The 15,228-nt window shown below is 64.5% G+C and carries 13 protein-coding genes; 6 read left to right on the top strand and 7 right to left on the bottom strand.

The window, feature by feature from the left end; all coding sequences use genetic code 11:
* Positions 1–116: 116 nt before the first annotated feature.
* Complete coding sequence (aspS, locus tag MTX21_RS07935; protein WP_280964254.1) at positions 117–1,889, top strand: aspartate--tRNA ligase; 1,773 nt, start codon at positions 117–119, stop codon at positions 1,887–1,889.
* Between the two features lie 232 nt (positions 1,890–2,121).
* Here the strand turns inward: aspS and MTX21_RS07930 are convergent, their stop codons facing one another.
* Positions 2,122–4,092 carry a hypothetical protein gene (locus tag MTX21_RS07930; RefSeq protein WP_280964253.1) on the bottom strand — a complete coding sequence of 657 codons (1,971 nt, stop codon included), beginning with the start codon at positions 4,090–4,092 and terminating at the stop codon, positions 2,122–2,124.
* 252 nt (positions 4,093–4,344) lie between these two features.
* Here MTX21_RS07930 and MTX21_RS07925 point away from each other — a divergent pair, with 252 nt between their 5' ends.
* Complete coding sequence (locus tag MTX21_RS07925) at positions 4,345–6,654, top strand: NADP-dependent malic enzyme (RefSeq protein ID WP_280964252.1); 2,310 nt, start codon at positions 4,345–4,347, stop codon at positions 6,652–6,654.
* Positions 6,655–6,971: 317 nt separating this feature from the next.
* Entirely contained in the window at positions 6,972–7,424 is a 453-nt protein-coding gene (locus MTX21_RS07920; protein WP_280964251.1) for a DoxX family membrane protein, read from the top strand.
* Between the two features lie 109 nt (positions 7,425–7,533).
* Here the strand turns inward: MTX21_RS07920 and MTX21_RS07915 are convergent, their stop codons facing one another.
* The 4 genes from MTX21_RS07915 to MTX21_RS07900 all read right to left on the bottom strand — a co-directional run bounded on the left by MTX21_RS07915 (position 7,534) and on the right by MTX21_RS07900 (position 11,624).
* Positions 7,534–8,088, bottom strand: a complete 555-nt coding sequence (locus MTX21_RS07915) for a dihydrofolate reductase (protein ID WP_280964250.1) — start codon at positions 8,086–8,088, stop codon at positions 7,534–7,536.
* 9 nt (positions 8,089–8,097) lie between these two features.
* On the bottom strand, positions 8,098–9,099 hold the full coding sequence (locus MTX21_RS07910; RefSeq protein WP_280964249.1) for a polysaccharide deacetylase family protein: 1,002 nt from the start codon (positions 9,097–9,099) through the stop codon (positions 8,098–8,100).
* A 168-nt stretch (positions 9,100–9,267) separates the two neighbouring features.
* Positions 9,268–9,837, bottom strand: a complete 570-nt coding sequence (locus MTX21_RS07905) for a glutathione peroxidase (RefSeq protein ID WP_280964248.1) — start codon at positions 9,835–9,837, stop codon at positions 9,268–9,270.
* 134 nt (positions 9,838–9,971) lie between these two features.
* On the bottom strand, positions 9,972–11,624 hold the full coding sequence (locus MTX21_RS07900) for a L,D-transpeptidase (RefSeq protein ID WP_280964247.1): 1,653 nt from the start codon (positions 11,622–11,624) through the stop codon (positions 9,972–9,974).
* A gap of 207 nt (positions 11,625–11,831) precedes the next feature.
* On the opposite strand from MTX21_RS07900, the gene MTX21_RS07895 reads away from it, so the two are divergent.
* The 3 genes from MTX21_RS07895 (at position 11,832) to MTX21_RS07885 (ending at position 13,342) form a co-directional block, all read left to right on the top strand.
* Positions 11,832–12,380, top strand: coding sequence for a CreA family protein (locus tag MTX21_RS07895; RefSeq protein ID WP_280964246.1), 549 nt, complete (start codon positions 11,832–11,834; stop codon positions 12,378–12,380).
* A gap of 408 nt (positions 12,381–12,788) precedes the next feature.
* Positions 12,789–12,950 carry a hypothetical protein gene (locus MTX21_RS07890; RefSeq protein WP_280964245.1) on the top strand — a complete coding sequence of 54 codons (162 nt, stop codon included), beginning with the start codon at positions 12,789–12,791 and terminating at the stop codon, positions 12,948–12,950.
* Positions 12,951–12,979: 29 nt separating this feature from the next.
* The gene (locus MTX21_RS07885; RefSeq protein ID WP_280964244.1) at positions 12,980–13,342 is read left to right on the top strand and encodes a hypothetical protein; all 363 of its coding nucleotides are present in this window, start codon (positions 12,980–12,982) and stop codon (positions 13,340–13,342) included.
* Between the two features lie 79 nt (positions 13,343–13,421).
* On the opposite strand, the gene MTX21_RS07880 is transcribed toward MTX21_RS07885, so the two are convergent.
* Together MTX21_RS07880 and MTX21_RS07875 are read right to left on the bottom strand one after the other, a co-directional pair.
* Complete coding sequence (locus MTX21_RS07880; protein WP_280970999.1) at positions 13,422–13,667, bottom strand: DUF6719 family protein; 246 nt, start codon at positions 13,665–13,667, stop codon at positions 13,422–13,424.
* Between the two features lie 67 nt (positions 13,668–13,734).
* Positions 13,735–15,204, bottom strand: coding sequence for a PLP-dependent aminotransferase family protein (locus tag MTX21_RS07875; protein ID WP_280964243.1), 1,470 nt, complete (start codon positions 15,202–15,204; stop codon positions 13,735–13,737).
* Positions 15,205–15,228: the final 24 nt, after the last annotated feature.

Below are 15,228 nucleotides of genomic sequence, written 5' to 3'. Positions count from 1 at the left end.
AAACAGGCCGTTCCCTTGGTTGCCGCCCCCGGCCTCGTCGGGTAAACCCTGCCGCAACTTCGGACCGGCCTTTTGGCCGTCCGATTCGATCCTCCGACATTGATTTTGGGACGACCATGCATCGCTACCGGTCACATACATGCGGCGCGCTCCGCGAGAGCCACATCGGCGAGACGATCCGCCTCTCAGGCTGGGTCCATCGCGTTCGCGACCATGGCGGCGTGCTGTTCATCGACCTGCGCGACCATTACGGCCTGACCCAGTGCGTGGTCGACCCGGACTCGCCGGCGTTTTCGCTCGCCGAGAAGCTGCGCTCGGAATTCGTGGTGCGCATGGACGGCAAGGTTCGCCGCCGGCCCGAGGGCACCGACAATGACGACCTCGCGACCGGCAAGGTCGAAGTTTACGTCAGCGAGATCGAGGTGCTCGGCCCGGCCGGCGATCTGCCGCTGCCGGTGTTCGGCGACCAGGAATATCCTGAGGACATCAGGCTGAAATACCGCTTCCTCGACCTGCGTCGTGAGAAGCTGCACCAGAACATCATGACGCGCGTCGCGATCATCGATTCCATGCGCCGGCGCATGAAGGATCAGGGGTTCTTCGAGTTCAACACCCCGATCCTGACCGCGTCCTCGCCGGAAGGCGCGCGCGACTTCCTGGTGCCCTCGCGCATCCATCCCGGTAAGTTCTACGCGTTGCCGCAGGCGCCGCAGCAGTACAAGCAGCTCCTGATGATGAGCGGCTTCGACCGCTACTTCCAGATCGCGCCGTGCTTCCGCGACGAGGACCCGCGCGCCGACCGCCTGCCGGGCGAATTTTATCAGCTCGACGTGGAGATGAGCTTCGTCACGCAGGACGACGTCTTCGCGGCGATGGAGCCGGTGATCACCGGCGTGTTCGAGGAGTTCGCCAAGGGCAAGCCGGTGACCAAGGGCTGGCGGCGGATTCCGTTCGCCGAGGCCTTGCGCAAATACGGCAGCGACAAGCCGGACCTGCGCAACCCGATCGAGATGCAGGACGTCTCCGAGCACTTCCGCGGCTCCGGCTTCAAGGTCTTTGCGCGCATGCTCGAAGACCCCAAGAACCAGGTCTGGGCGATCCCGGCCGCGGGCGGCGGCTCGCGTGCGTTCTGTGACCGCATGAATTCGTGGGCGCAAGGCGAGGGCCAGCCCGGCCTCGGCTACATCATGTGGCGCGAGGGCGGCGAGGGTGCGGGTCCCCTGGCGAACAATATCGGGCCGGAGCGCACGGCCGCGATTCGCGCGCAGCTCGGCGTCAAGGAAGGCGATGCCGCCTTCTTCGTCGCCGGCGATCCCGACAAGTTCTGGAAGTTTTCAGGCCTTGCCCGCAACAAGGTCGGCGAAGAGCTGAACCTCACCGACAAGGAGCGGTTCGAGCTCGCCTGGATCGTCGACTTCCCGATGTACGAGTACAACGAGGACGATAAGAAGGTCGATTTCTCCCACAACCCGTTCTCGATGCCGCAAGGCGGTCTGCAAGCGCTGAAGGGCCAGGACCCGCTGACCATCAAGGCGTTCCAGTACGACATCACCTGCAACGGCTACGAGATCGCCTCGGGCGGTATCCGCAACCACGTGCCGGAAGCGATGGTGAAGGCGTTCGAGATCGCCGGCTATGGCGAGCAGGAAGTGGTCGATCGCTTCGGCGGCATGTACCGCGCCTTCCAGTATGGCGCGCCGCCGCATGGTGGCATGGCGGCGGGCGTCGATCGCATCGTCATGCTACTGTGCGGCACCACGAACCTGCGCGAGATCTCGCTGTTCCCGATGAACCAGCAGGCCATGGACCTCCTGATGGGCGCGCCCTCGGAAGCCACGACCAAGCAGCTCCGCGAACTGCACATCCGGGTCAACCTGCCGCAGAAGTGACGTTGCTTCGCCTTTCCCCGCGTGCGGGGAGAGGCCGCATCCACATCGTCATTGCGAGCGCAGCGAAGCAATCCAGAGTCTCTCCGCGGAAAGATTCTGGATTGCTTCGCTGCGCTCGCAATGACAGAGAACGAGGACCGTTCGCGAGTCCAACTCTCATCGAATTTGCAGGGCGGCCCAACCCTCTGCCCGTAAGAGCGGAGCGAGGGAGCAAGCGCACCGCCGTTGTAGCTCACATCCCCGTCGACGCCTCGATCCGGAATTGCGCCAGCGCGACGATCGGCTCGGTCTTCAGGAGCTCGATGAGCTGAAGCACTGGCACCTTGCCGAGCGGCGTCAGCTTGAGCGCAAGCGTCTGGCCGGGCGTCTGGACGAAGCTCGCGATCGCGTCCACCGCCGCGCCTGCATCGGGGTTGGCGGCGGCGACCTGTCCGCGCTGCGCCTTGATACCGTCGATGATCGCCTGCCGCGCGGCGTCGCGGCCGACATTTTGCGTGCGCGCGAATTGCGCGACCGCGAGATCGACGATGCCATTGTCGTGCAAGCTGAACTCCACCGTGCCGGCCTCGATCTCGCCCGCCTGGGCTATGGCCTGCGTCAGATCGGACGTGAACACGCTGCGTGGCACGTTGCCGAGCGCGACGCGGGCCTGCGCCTTGGCGAGGTTGCCGAGATCGATGGTGGCCGGCGCGAGAGCGAAACTGCTTGAAGTTTCTGTCCAGGCGGCGCCGACATCGAGGTCTATCGCGAGCTTGTCGATGCCGGCCATGGTCAGCGGCATCTGCCTTGGGTTGGCCGGATCGGTCGGAGCGACCATCTTCACGACCAGATTGGCCTTGCTCGGGATCGATCCGATCAAGTGCCCCCAGTTCAGGCTGATCGTATCGATGGTGACGAGCTGCCGCGCGTTCTTGTAGGGCGAGACCACGCCCTTGATCTCGGCGCCTTCGAGCACCCAGAACAGGGCCAGCATCTGGTCCGGCGAGGGCGCTTGTCCCGGATTGGCGACGTTCGCCGCCCAGCGCATCAGATTAGCCGCACTGAACGATTTGAGCGCGAAGCGCTCCATCTTGAACTGCCCCTGCGGGGACGGCGTATCGACGCCCTCGATCGCGAGCTCGCCCTGCTGGTATCTGATCGTCTTGATCTTCGGCGTCCCCTGCGGCGTCGCCATCGACAGGTTGCCGATCTCGATCTTGCCGACCCGAAGGCCCTCATAGAAGCCAGCGAGCTTCTCCAGCATGTCGCGCGACTGCGCCGGCGTGGGCGGGGTCGACCGATCGGCCGACACCAAAGCGAAGATCTCGGCCGGCCGGAATTTCGACGGCTGGACCGCGATGTCGTCGACGGCGACCCCGTCGATCTGCATCCGCACGCCCTGGGTCGACGTCACCACATAGGGACCGGTCGAGACTTGCCGGTAGACGCGATGATAGCTGTCGTCACTTGTCTTCTGCGGATCGAGTGCCGCGGCGATCGCCGTCGAGTCGAAATCATTGATGAGGATGGTTGAGAGCTCGCCGGTCAGCTTGTTCTGCTTGCCCGGCTGCGGCACGTTGAACGTGAAGGTCGCATGGTCCGCCTTCATCGCATCGATCTTGCCCTCGCCGAGGTTCTGGATTTCCAGGCCCGAATAGACGATGTCGCCGCTGCCGCCCGCGCCGTTGCCGGCATCGACAGAGACGGTGAGGGTGGGGGCGACGACCGAGGACGCCGTAATGGCTGCATATTGCTCGAGCACAAACCGGTACATGTCGACGAGTGAGTCCGACGCCGGTGCACCTTGGACGCGAACGGGGCCGGAATAATCCCGCAGCGTGATTTGAGGTATCTTGTAGGTCGCCTTCAGCTTCGCTGCGCCGAAATCCTCCAGCGCGACGTCCAGGCCGGCGATCTCGATACTGTCCGCGGAGACGCGCGTCTCGTCGATCCGGCGGACGCCGGTGCCCCTGAGGCTCGCGATCCTGACATGGGCCTGCGGCTGCTGACCGGGCTCGATGGCGATGTCCTCGATCGTGAGCGTCCGCGTCGCGAGGTCGAACGCCATTCTGCCGTGGCTCGCCTTAGCCCCGCGGGCGCGGATCTGATCAAACATCGCCTCGACCTCGGCCGTGGCGCGGTGCTGGACGTAGAGATTGAAACCGAGCCATCCGCCTGCGGCCAGCACGGCGAGGGCGATCAGGCCGATCAGGATTCGTCTCATGCGTCAGCTCCAGTGGTCGATCGTGCGCAGCACAACCTGCCATATTCGCGAAACGTGGGGCGGTCCAGGGAAAGCTATGGTTTTCAAATATTTGACCGAGCGCCCTGTTGACGGGGTTGTAATCGGATGTTGCCACCGAGCCGTCGGCTGTGCTTCATCCCGGTTTCCATGCGCCGGAATACCGCGTGCACCGCGGTGAACTGGTCAGGACAATGCACTTTTGAGGCCGCATAACGCGAGGCGAAACACCGTATGTCGTCCCATTCTGAAGATCTCCATTCGGCGGCCCTGGCCTATCACCGCCTGCCGCGCCCCGGAAAGCTCGAGATCCAGGCGAGCAAGCCGCTCGCCAACCAGCGCGATCTCGCGCTTGCCTATTCTCCGGGCGTTGCCGCCGCCTGCACCGAGATCGCTAAGAGCCCGGCCGAAGCCGCCTCGCTCACGACCCGCGCCAACCTGGTCGCCGTGGTCTCGAACGGCACCGCGGTGCTGGGCCTCGGCAATATCGGTCCGCTGGCCTCGAAGCCGGTCATGGAGGGCAAGGCGGTCCTGTTCAAGAAGTTCGCCGGCATCGACGTCTTCGACATCGAAATCGCCGCCGAGACCATCGAACGCGTGGTCGAGACCGTTGCGGCGCTGGAGCCGACCTTCGGCGGAATCAATCTCGAGGACATCCGCGGGCCGGAGTGTTTTGAGATCGAGGCGCGCCTGAAGGAGCGCATGAAGATCCCGGTCTTCCATGACGACCAGCACGGCACTGCGATCATCGTCGCCGCCGCCATCACCAATGGCCTTCGGCTGAACGGCAAGAAGCTGTCCGACGTCAAGATCGTGGCATCGGGGGCGGGCGCCGCGGCAATCGCGACGCTCAACCTTCTGGTGTCGATGGGCGCGCAGCGCAAGAACATCTGGGTCTGCGACATCGACGGTCTCGTGCACGAGGGGCGCAACACCTCGATGGACCGCTGGAAGGCGGTCTATGCGCAGAAAACCGACAAGCGCACGCTCGCCGATGTCATCGGCGGCGCCGACATCTTTATTGGTCTGTCGGCGCCGAACGTGCTCAAGCCCGAGATGGCCAAGGCGATGGCCGAGCAGCCGCTGATCATGGCGCTCGCCAATCCCGTGCCGGAGATCATGCCGGAGGAGGCGCGCAAAGCGCGCCCCGACGCCATGATCTGCACCGGGCGCTCCGACTATCCGAACCAGGTCAACAACGTCCTGTGCTTTCCCTTCATTTTCCGCGGCGCGCTCGACGTCGGCGCCACCGCGATCAACGAGGAGATGAAGCACGCCGCGGTCGAGGCCATCGCGCAGCTTGCGCGCGAGGCGCCGTCGGATGCGGTGGCGCAGGGGTTTGACACCGGCGAGACGCAAGGGTTTGGCCCGGGCTCGCTGATCCCGAGCCCGTTCGATCCGCGGCTGATCCTGCGCATCGCGCCGGCTGTGGCGAAGGCGGCGATGGAATCCGGCGTCGCGACACGTCCCATTACCAATTTCGACGAATACACGGCGCTGCTCGAGCGCTTCGCCTTCCGCTCCGGCCTCGTCATGAAGCCGATGTTCGCGAAGGCCAAGACCCAGCCGGTCCGTGTGATCTATGCCGAGGGCGAGGACGAGCGCGTGCTGCGCGCAACGCAAGTCGTGCTGGAGGAGAAGCTGGCGCGGCCGATCCTGGTCGGCCGTCCCTCGGTGGTCGAGGCGCGCATCAAGCGCTTTGGCCTGTCGATCAGGGCGGGCAAGGATTTTGACCTCGTCAACCCCGAGGACGATCCGCGCTACCGCTCCTATGTGCAGTCCTATGTCGAGGTCGCCGGTCGCCGCGGCGTGACGCCGGATGCGGCGCGCACGGTGGTACGCACGAACAACACGGTGATCGCGGCGCTCGCCGTGGTGCGTGGGGAGGCGGATGCCATGCTCTGCGGCGTCGAAGGCCGCTACATGAGCCATCTGCGCCATGTCCGCGAGATCATCGGCTTCTCGCCGGGGATCAGCGACTACGCCGCGCTGGCGTTGCTGATCACCAGCAAGGGCGCCTTTTTCATCGCCGATACCCAGGTGCGGCCCAATCCGGGCGCGGAAGAGCTCGCCGAGATCGCCTCGCTCGCGGCAGTCCACGTCCAGCGCTTCAACATCAAGCCCAAGATCGCCTTCGTGTCGCACTCCGATTTCGGCGGCTACGACACCGAGTCCTCGCGCAAGATGCGCCGCGCCACCCAGCTCCTGAAGGAGAGGCATCCGGAGATCGAAGCCGACGGCGAGATGCAGGCCGACACCGCGCTGTCAGGGGCGGCACGCAAGCTTGTGCTGCCGCACTCGAATCTGGAAGGCGAGGCCAACGTCCTGGTCATGCCGACGCTCGACGCGGCCAACATCGCCTACCAGACCATCAAGGTTCTGGCCGACGCGCTTCCCGTCGGCCCGATCCTGATCGGCCCGGCGCGCCCGGCGCACATCCTCACGCCGGGTGTCACCGCGCGCGGCATCCTCAACATGACCGCGGTTGCCGTGGTTGAAGCGCAGGAGCGTGCAGCGCGGCAGCAGCCGACTTTGTTCACGTAGGCGGCGCCGCTTCTTCACCTCACCCCGCTTGCGGGGAGAGGCCGAATTCGAGCGTAGCTCGAATTCGGGTGAGGGGGGAGCTTCCGCGATTCCAACTGCCACCGTAATCGCGGAGGCGGCCCGTTACCCCAAGCCTCCCAGCGCGAGCGAAGCTCGTTGCGCCCCGTAAGAACTGGGAGAGGGGAGCACACGCCCGGAGCCTCGGCAGCTCAATCTTTTCAAAACGGTTCGCCATTTCCCCGTTTGAAAAGCTCACACGGACTCTTCATAATCCCGTCTGCGTCCCGTGCTCTAGAGCTTTGCCCATGAGGCCGACCATGCCAGCGTTCGTGACTTTCGGGCGGATCCTGTTCGCCGTGCTGTTCATCTACACGGGCGCGACCAAGCTGTTCGCCATCCAGGCGACAGCCGATTTCATCGCCACCAAGGTCGCGGTGCCCGAGGCGATCGCGCCATACGCAAAGCAGGTCGAGCAGGCGACCGCGATGACCACACCGCAGCTCCTCGCGATTGCGGTCGGTGCGCTCGAAATCATCGCAGGACTGATGATCGCACTGAACTTCGGCGCGCGCTTCTTCGCGATGCTGCTGATCATCTACGTCGCGGTCGCAACCGTGCTGTTCTACGATTTCTGGAACCAGGTGCCGCCAGACAACGCCAAGATGCTGGTCGACGCGCTCAAGAACCTGTCGATCATCGGCGCGCTGTTCATGATCATCGGCTACGGTCGCGCCACGCGCCCGGTCGAGGCGGCCTACGGCGACGTGTAGAGCCGGTTCGTAGTGTGGGTTCGCCGACCACGTCCGCCGTAGCTCAACGAGCGAAGGCGGAAGGCGTAACCCCCTCGTGTTGTTGGAGAAGCGGTGGGTTACGCTGACGCTAGCCCGTTCTGCGCCAGGGCGTGACAGTGACTTCATGCTCGGCATCGAGCGTAAACGGCGCGCCCGGCTTCATCCCGTGTGCGGCCAGCAACTCGTGCGGTGTCCGTTCCGGCACGCCCACGAAGCAGCCTTCGCCGCCGGGCAGCCGCACGTGCGGCGCTTCCGACAGCCAGAACGTGTCATAGCGGTCCATGAACATGTCGAACACGTCGGGACCGCCGATGATCGCGACTGTGCCGGAGACGACGTCGGCGAAGGCGCAGGCTTCTTCGAAGCTCGCGTGCGCCGGATTCCACAGGGTCGCGTTCGGCATTTCCGGATCGACGGTGAGCGCCTTGATCCTGCGGGTCAGGATCAGCCGCTTGCGCTTGGGCGAATTCGGCTGCCCCTCATGCGAGTGCCGGCCGTGCACGATCAGCGCGGCGCGATCGAGCGCCTGCTCGAAGAACAGCTTGTCGCCCTCGAACTTCAAGACGTCAGGCATAACATGGCCCGCGTCGGCAAGCATGCCATCCGCGGAGACGATGACGTAACCTTCGAACCGGAAAGACAATGGTGGCGGCTATTCGGAAACGGTCGTCACCACGCTGTTGACAGGGCGCTGGCTCACCGTCGGCAGCTTGACGTCCTTGAGCAGCTCCTGGTCGTATTCGGGCAGCGTCGAGACCGGCGCCTTCGCGCGCATCGCCACCACCTTGTAGCCGCCGGCCTTGAGGCGGTTCAAGAGCTCGGGCAGGGCTTCCGCCGTGTGCTTCTGGAAGTCGTGCATCAGGATGATGCCCTTGCCGAGCTTGTCGAGCTTCTTCATCACGGTCTCGATCACCTTCTCGGGCTTGGAGGCCTTGAAGTCGAAGGAGTCGAGATCGCAGGAGAAGATCGCGATGTTGCGGTTGCCGAGATAGGTGACCATCTCCGGCGGATGCTGGAGCGCCGGGAAGCGGAAGAACGGCGAGGGCGAGATGCCTCCGAGCGCCCATTTCACAGCGCTAAAGCCTTTCTCGATCTCATCCTTCCTCTGCTGCTCGTTGAGCTTCTTGTTGTTGAGATTTGCATGCGACCAGGTGTGCGTGCCGATGGTATGGCCGGCCGCGTAGACCTGCTTCAGGAGCTCCGGCTCATAGGTCGCGTGCTTGCCGATCGGGAAGAAGATCCCGGTGGTGCACTGATCGGCGAGTGCCTTCAGCACCGCGGGCGTGTTGTGCGGCCAGGGACCGTCGTCGAAAGTGAGAACCACCTCGTGGTCGCGCAGGAAGTCGAGCTCCTTGAAGTGCTCGAAGCCGAAGCCGGGTCCGCCGGTGGTGTCGATTTCGACAGTGCGGGCGACGCCGAGTGCATCTGGATTGTTGCAGGCGGCCCGCGCCGGCTGCGCCGCTTGTTTCGGCGCAGGCGGATTGACGAAGGCGGGCTGTGCGGCTGCCGCAGCGGGTGCGGCTGCAGGCGCTGCGGCAGCCGGTGCGGCTTGCGTCGCGGCCGCGGGCTTCGCTGCCGGGGTTTGTGACCACGCAGCGCCTGCCATCGCGACAGACATTGCGCTTGCCAAAATCAGTCTTGCCGCCACACGCATGGTGTTGTCCCTCGAGATTGATCCCGTTGTTCCACCGCGGCTTTTCGCCTCCGGCAAAACCCTTTCCTTGCCCCAGATAATCCTAACCTAGATGGTGCGCCGTCGCCATTGCAACGGCTCTTTGACGCTTCGCCACAATTGTGCCCAACCGTCTTGAAGTGCGGCGCGTCAGCTATCAGCCAGTGCTTTCGCGACCGCTGTCTTCACCCGCGTGTCGGTCGGCTCGACCGCAGACGCGAACACCTCGGCGATATAGCCGTCGCGGCCGATCAGATACTTGTGGAAGTTCCAGCGCGGAACCTCCTTCGGCCGCGCCTCTGCCGCCCATTTGTAGAAGGGATGCGCCTTCGCTCCGACCACAACGACCTTGGCCGCGATCGGGAAGGTAACGCCGTATTGATGGTGCGCGGTCTCCGAGATTTCGCTCGCGCCGCCGGGCTCCTGGCCGCCGAAATCGTTCGAGGGCACGCCGATGATGGTCAGCCCGCGCTCGCGAAACTCGCTCCAGAGCTCCTGCAATCCAGCATATTGCGGAGTGTAGCCGCAGAGCGAGGCAGTGTTCACGATCAGCAGCGGCCGGCCGGTGAAGGCGGCGAGTCGGATGTCGTCGCCCGAAAGGGCCGGGAAGGCGAAGGCGTAGGCCGAGATGCCGCTCATGCCGCCGTCGGCCAGCGCGCGCGTTGCAGACGCGGCGGTCGCGGCAAGCGCCGCGGTCAGGATGGTCCTGCGGTTCGGCATGGCGACGTCCCCGACGTGATCCGGACGCATCTTAATTCACCGGGGCCCGCGCGATGCTCACCATCGCGTTACGCCGCCGCAGTTGGACTGTGCTTCCTCCTCCCCAGGCGGGAGCGGTGAACCGAGCGCGCGGCTCAGCGCAGGCGGACGATGAAGTCCGTGCCTTCGCCGGTCTCACCCTGGTTGATGCCCTGGTCCGATACGATAATCGAGCTGCCGGTGGTCAGCATCTCGTTGATCTTCGCCATGGTGTCGGCGGGGATCGAGATGCGGTCGAGCGCCTCGGCCGGGCCGTCCGGCGTGATCACAGGCTTTGCTGTAACCGGGATCACGGCTGCGGCCATGCGCTGGCGGTGGTTCTTGCGGCCGCCATCCTCGCGCTCGGCGGACCTGATGGAGATGGGCAGCGACACCACAGACCAGTGCAGCACATTGGTGTCGGTCTTGTCGACCTCGGCCGTGAAGACATGTGTGCCGAGCGGCCGGTCGCTCGCCGCGATCGTTACGGGTACCTCGAACAGCGCCGCAAAGTTCTGCCGCACATAGAGCTTGGAGTCCTTGCGGCTGATGAACACGGCGATCTGGCCGGCGCGCTTCGGCGCTTCCACCTTTGCTGAGGGCGCAGGATCAGCGAGGCGGCCCTGGTCCTTACTCACATCCGGTGAACCGGACTGCGCGGGCGCGGTGGCCGTCACCGCTGCATCCGGCGTCTTGGAAGACTCGGCCGTCTCGGTCTTGGTTGCTCCGACCTTCTCGGCGGGCTTGGCATCGGTTGTTGCCGTGGCCTTGGGTGCATCCTTGGAAGCATCGGCTGCCACCAGGTCAGGCTTGGCCGCCGCGTTCGCCACCTCGGCCGGCTCGGACACTTCGGCGGTCTTGGTCTCGGTTGCCACGGTCCTGTCCGCCGATGCGACGGCTTCGTCGTGGGCCGGCGCGTCACCGATCGGCAGGTCCGACATCACGGCGTGACCGACCGTCGAGCGCAGCTCGAGCACGGCGTGTGCGTTGGCCGTCTTCGTCTCGGCCGGCTTGGCTTCTCCGACGGTCGCTTCGGCGGTCTTGGTCTCGGTTGCATCCCTGTCCGCCTTGTCGCCGGCATTGGTCTGTGGCTCGAGGCTGGCTGCGGGCTGCGGCGCAACGCGCACGGAGGCGAGCAGCGGATGCGAGAAGCTTCGCGGCGTCATCTGTCCCGGCGTGACGATCACGCGCGCGCCCATCTTGGTCCAGTTCCACATCTTCACGGCAAATGGCGTCGGCATGCGGATGCAGCCGTGCGAGGCCGGGTAGCCGGGTAGCACGCCGGCATGCATGGCGACGCCGGACCAAGTGATCCGCTGCATGTACGGCATCGGCGCATTGCTATAGATGTTGGAGTGGTGGAATTTGTGCTTCTGGATGACGCTGAACACGCCCATAGGCGTGGAATGGCCTTTCATGCCGGTCGACACCGGCGATTCCGCAAACACCCCATTGGAATCGTAGATCGTCACTTTCTGCCGGTCGATCGAGACGACGATGACGAGCGGTCCTTGCGGCTTGGCGCCGACCTCCTTCTCGGCGACGATGTCCTTCTTGCCGGTCGCGCTGCGCTTCTGCGGCTTCTGTCGCAGCAATTCCGGACGGCGCTCCTGCCGGGCGAAATAGGAGCCGTCGGAATAATCCGTCCAATAATAAAACGCTGCTTCCGCGTGCCTTGTCGTGCCGATCGCACCCGCCGCCGTCAAAACGGCGACGTGCCAGAACCGCGCCGATGCGGCGATAGAACTGGACCCCTTCACGCTGTTCATCCTCGAATCCACAATTCCAGGTTAGTATTTAGTCTCTCAGAGGGTATATGCGTTCACCAGCATGGCGGTTCTGCGGTCCGCTACATTTGTCCGAGCCGTAGCAAAAAAGCCTCACAGAGCAGTAAACAGCGGCAACCTCTGGCGCCGGGCGCCTTCCTGATCGGCTGCCGAATGCCTACGTTGCGGGACTCGCTACCGGAGAACTTCATGTCATCCCGTTTCCCCGGTTTTTCCGGCATCCGCTTGAAAGACTTCGCTTTATTCCTCCTGCTGCTGATCTTGTCCGCGACCTCCGCCTTAGCTGCCGACGAGCCGGATCTGATCTTCCGCCGCTCCACCGTGTTCAAATGGGTGAGCCCCAACGACAAGCTTGCAACCTACGGTGTCGACGATCCCGAGGTGGAGGGCATCGCCTGCCATTTTACCGTGCCGGAAAGAGGCGGATTTAAGGGCTGGCTGGGGCTGGCCGAGGAGGTCTCGGACGTCTCGCTGGCCTGCCGCCAGGTCGGCCCCATCAAGTTCAAGAACAAGCTCGAGCAGGGCGATGACATGTTCCGCCGGCGCCGCTCGCTGTTCTTCAAGAAGATGCAGATTGTGCGCGGCTGTGATGCCAAGCGCAACGTGCTGGTCTACATGGTTTATTCCGACAAGCTCATCGAGGGCTCGCCGAAGAACTCGACCTCGACGGTGCCGATCATGCCTTGGGGGACGTCGGATACGAATATCGAGAAGTGCGGCGACTTCTTCACCCAGTGACGACGCCTCAATCCTGATGCGGCGCGCGCGGCTTGATGAGGTGTGAGCCCGTCAGCCGCACGAACATCTGCGGCACGGCCTCGTAGCCAAGGCTCGACTGCAGCGCCATGGCCCCAAAAGAATCCTCGGTTCGATTGGATCGACCTTCGTTTGTGCTTCTCTTCAGCAGAAAAATGCAAAACGCATGCGAAGGGCAGGTCTCGGCCGGATGACCGCGCCGTCACACGCCCATCTGAAATGATTGATGTTTTCCGAGAATTGTTTCGTCGCACCGCGGTCGACGAAACAATTCTCACGAACACGAAACCATTTTGCGCTTTTGGCGCATCACGGACGAAACGACGCATGGTTATCAGGTCCGCAACGAAACGGTGCACCGGCCGACGGATTAGATCCTGGAGACAGTGAATGCGCGCGCTCAGCCTCATCCTCGCGTTCGGCCTCGTGCTCGCTGGCTCGTCCGTCGCAGGTTCGGCCAATGGCAATCTGCCGGGCGTCGGCACCTTCGAGTACAGTGGCTCGCCGATCACCCCGGCGTCCCAGCCGATCGCGGTCGCGGCGCGCTTCTGATCGTTAAGAGAAACTCAGCCGGCAGCACCATGATGCTTCGTCTCTGCGCCGCAGCGTTCATCTCTCTCGCAACGATCAGCGCGGCCCAGGCGCAGGTGCGCTCTCCCAACAGATTGCCGGATCCACGCAGCGAGTTCGTGCGGCTGTGCGCGCCGCATATGCTCGGCCGCTGGGAGCATCCCGAGGACGTTTGCGGCTGCCTGCACGACCATGCCGCTGCCGTCGTCGAAGATCGTGATCTGCGCGAAGCATTGCTGCGCGGCATCAGCGAGACCGGCGTGCCGACGATCGAAACCGACTGGGTCCCGGCATCCAAGCAGAGCGAGATCGGTCCGACCTTCACCAAGATCGCCAAGCCGACCTTGCAGTGCATGTTCGACCCGGCGAAGTAAGCCTCGTTTTTCTTTCCGTAAAACCGCCGCACACTTTGCGCTAACGCGGCCCTTCGGGTGCGGATGATGCTCTAGCCCATCATTTCGATTTCGGACCGAACCGTGGCACGCAGGCACTGGTGCGCGAGACCCCCTTGTCGGTCATCTTCGCGCCGCGCACTTCCTTGACCTGTCCGGCTGGACACGTTCCGTCGTCCACGAGCACGCGCTGGCCAAGCTTGAGATCGACGATGTCCTGTTCGCGCCCGACGGTGGCCGCGTGGGCTACCGTCGCCATCGCGGTGGAGATCAGGAGCGAGAGGCAAGTCGCGCGGCGCAGCAGCATCATCAGAGGTCCCGGCATTGATGGCGCAATGTAGGGAGCAGCGCGCGATTCTGATAGTGAACCTTCGTCACGTCCGGCGGGCCGCTTTGTGGTTCGCACGCAAGGCGGCAAGCGATTCCCGCGCGAGCCGATCGGCGGATGCGATGAGTTGTGGAACCGCGTGTCCCGAAAATCCCAGCACGAAGCCGGGAAGGGGGCGCGTGCGTGAGTAGGTGTCAGCCAACAGCCAGCCTTCCGCGCCGGCCGCCTGCTTCGCCTGTGCCGCGACTGCAAGGTCGATGGACGGATCGAATCGTGCGACCAGATGCAGGCCTTGTGACGGCACCGGCACCGAGAGTGTCCCGTCGGACGCGGCTTCAAGCGTCGCGGCCAGTACATCGCGCGCCTCGCGATAGAGTTTTCGCACACGCTTCAGGTTTGCGGCGAAGGCTCCCGAATTGAGCATGTCGGCGACCGCGCCCTCCATCAGCGTGCCGGGAAAACGGTCGAGCGCGGCGCGTGCGGCGGTCACGTCGGCGATGAGGCGCTCGGGCAGAGCGCAATAGCCGATGCGCAAGCCCGGAAACAGGGTTTTGGCAAACGTGCCCATGTAGATCACGCGCTGGAGACGATCGATGCCGGCGAGCGACATCAGCGGCGCGCCGTCATAGCGGAACTCGCTGTCGTAGTCGTCCTCGAACACGAAGGCGCCGGCCGTCTTCGCCCAGTCCAGCAGCTCGAGTCGCCGCGACATCGACATCTGCACGCCCAGTGGAAACTGATGCGACGGCGTCACATAGGCCGCGCGCGCGGAGGGTGCGGCCGCACGGCCCTTGGCGATGCGCATGCCGTGCTCGTCGACAGGAACCGACACCGCGCGATACCCACAATGCGCAATGGTCCTGTGGGCGGCGGGATAGCCGGGATCCTCGCACCAGACCTGATCATTCGGCTTCAGAATCGCGCTGAGAACGATCCGCAGCGCATGCAGCGTACCCGAGGTCAACATGATCTGGTCGGGATCGCAGCGCAGGCCTCGCGCCGACAAGAGGTGGTCGGCGATCGCGGCGCGCAGTTCGCGGCTCCCGCGCGGATCGCCATAGTGGAGATGCTCGGCGCCAAACGCGCGCATGCGCCGGCCGACGAAAGCGCGGAAGCGCTGCACCGCGCGCTCGTCGATATGGGTGCAGCCGAGTGAGAAGGCACCTTGCCGCGGCGCCTCGACGGCGACTTTCGGCTTCTTCGGCTCGGCCGCGTGTGCCGGGATGCGAGCGGCGACGAAGGTGCCGGAGCCGACTGTCGCCTCGGCGAAGCCGTCGGCGATCAGGCGCTCATAGGCGGTGACGACGGCGTTGCGCCGAAATCCCGTTTGCTTTGCCAGGGTCCGCGACGGCGGCAGCGGCTCGCCCGGCTTTACCAGCCCGGCGACGATCATCTCACACAGCGCCTGGTACAGCCGGTGCGCCGCGGACGCGCCGGCCGTGACGTGCGGGCCGGCGAGGTCGAGCGGTAGCTCGGACCTGGGCGAGGCGGCGAAATTGGTCGGAATTTTTTGCATGGAATTGGCACTATCGCAGACCAA

It is taken from the genome of Bradyrhizobium sp. ISRA430 (assembly GCF_029909975.1).
In the GTDB taxonomy this organism is placed as follows: domain Bacteria; phylum Pseudomonadota; class Alphaproteobacteria; order Rhizobiales; family Xanthobacteraceae; genus Bradyrhizobium.
The sequence above is the reverse complement of the archived record's forward strand: the minus strand, read 5'-3'. Positions and strand labels throughout refer to the sequence as shown.

Excerpts from the sequence above, each read along its gene's own strand:
- aspS (WP_280964254.1), top strand. The coding sequence starts at position 117 with ATGCATCGCTACCGGTCACATACATGCGGCGCGCTCCGCGAGAGCCAC.
- MTX21_RS07930 (WP_280964253.1), bottom strand. The coding sequence starts at position 4,092 with ATGAGACGAATCCTGATCGGCCTGATCGCCCTCGCCGTGCTGGCCGCA.
- MTX21_RS07925 (WP_280964252.1), top strand. The coding sequence starts at position 4,345 with ATGTCGTCCCATTCTGAAGATCTCCATTCGGCGGCCCTGGCCTATCAC.
- MTX21_RS07920 (WP_280964251.1), top strand. The coding sequence starts at position 6,972 with ATGCCAGCGTTCGTGACTTTCGGGCGGATCCTGTTCGCCGTGCTGTTC.
- MTX21_RS07910 (WP_280964249.1), bottom strand. The coding sequence starts at position 9,099 with ATGCGTGTGGCGGCAAGACTGATTTTGGCAAGCGCAATGTCTGTCGCG.
- MTX21_RS07905 (WP_280964248.1), bottom strand. The coding sequence starts at position 9,837 with ATGCCGAACCGCAGGACCATCCTGACCGCGGCGCTTGCCGCGACCGCC.
- MTX21_RS07900 (WP_280964247.1), bottom strand. The coding sequence starts at position 11,624 with ATGAACAGCGTGAAGGGGTCCAGTTCTATCGCCGCATCGGCGCGGTTC.
- MTX21_RS07895 (WP_280964246.1), top strand. The coding sequence starts at position 11,832 with ATGTCATCCCGTTTCCCCGGTTTTTCCGGCATCCGCTTGAAAGACTTC.
- MTX21_RS07890 (WP_280964245.1), top strand. The coding sequence starts at position 12,789 with ATGCGCGCGCTCAGCCTCATCCTCGCGTTCGGCCTCGTGCTCGCTGGC.
- MTX21_RS07885 (WP_280964244.1), top strand. The coding sequence starts at position 12,980 with ATGATGCTTCGTCTCTGCGCCGCAGCGTTCATCTCTCTCGCAACGATC.
- MTX21_RS07880 (WP_280970999.1), bottom strand. The coding sequence starts at position 13,667 with ATGCTGCTGCGCCGCGCGACTTGCCTCTCGCTCCTGATCTCCACCGCG.
- MTX21_RS07875 (WP_280964243.1), bottom strand. The coding sequence starts at position 15,204 with ATGCAAAAAATTCCGACCAATTTCGCCGCCTCGCCCAGGTCCGAGCTA.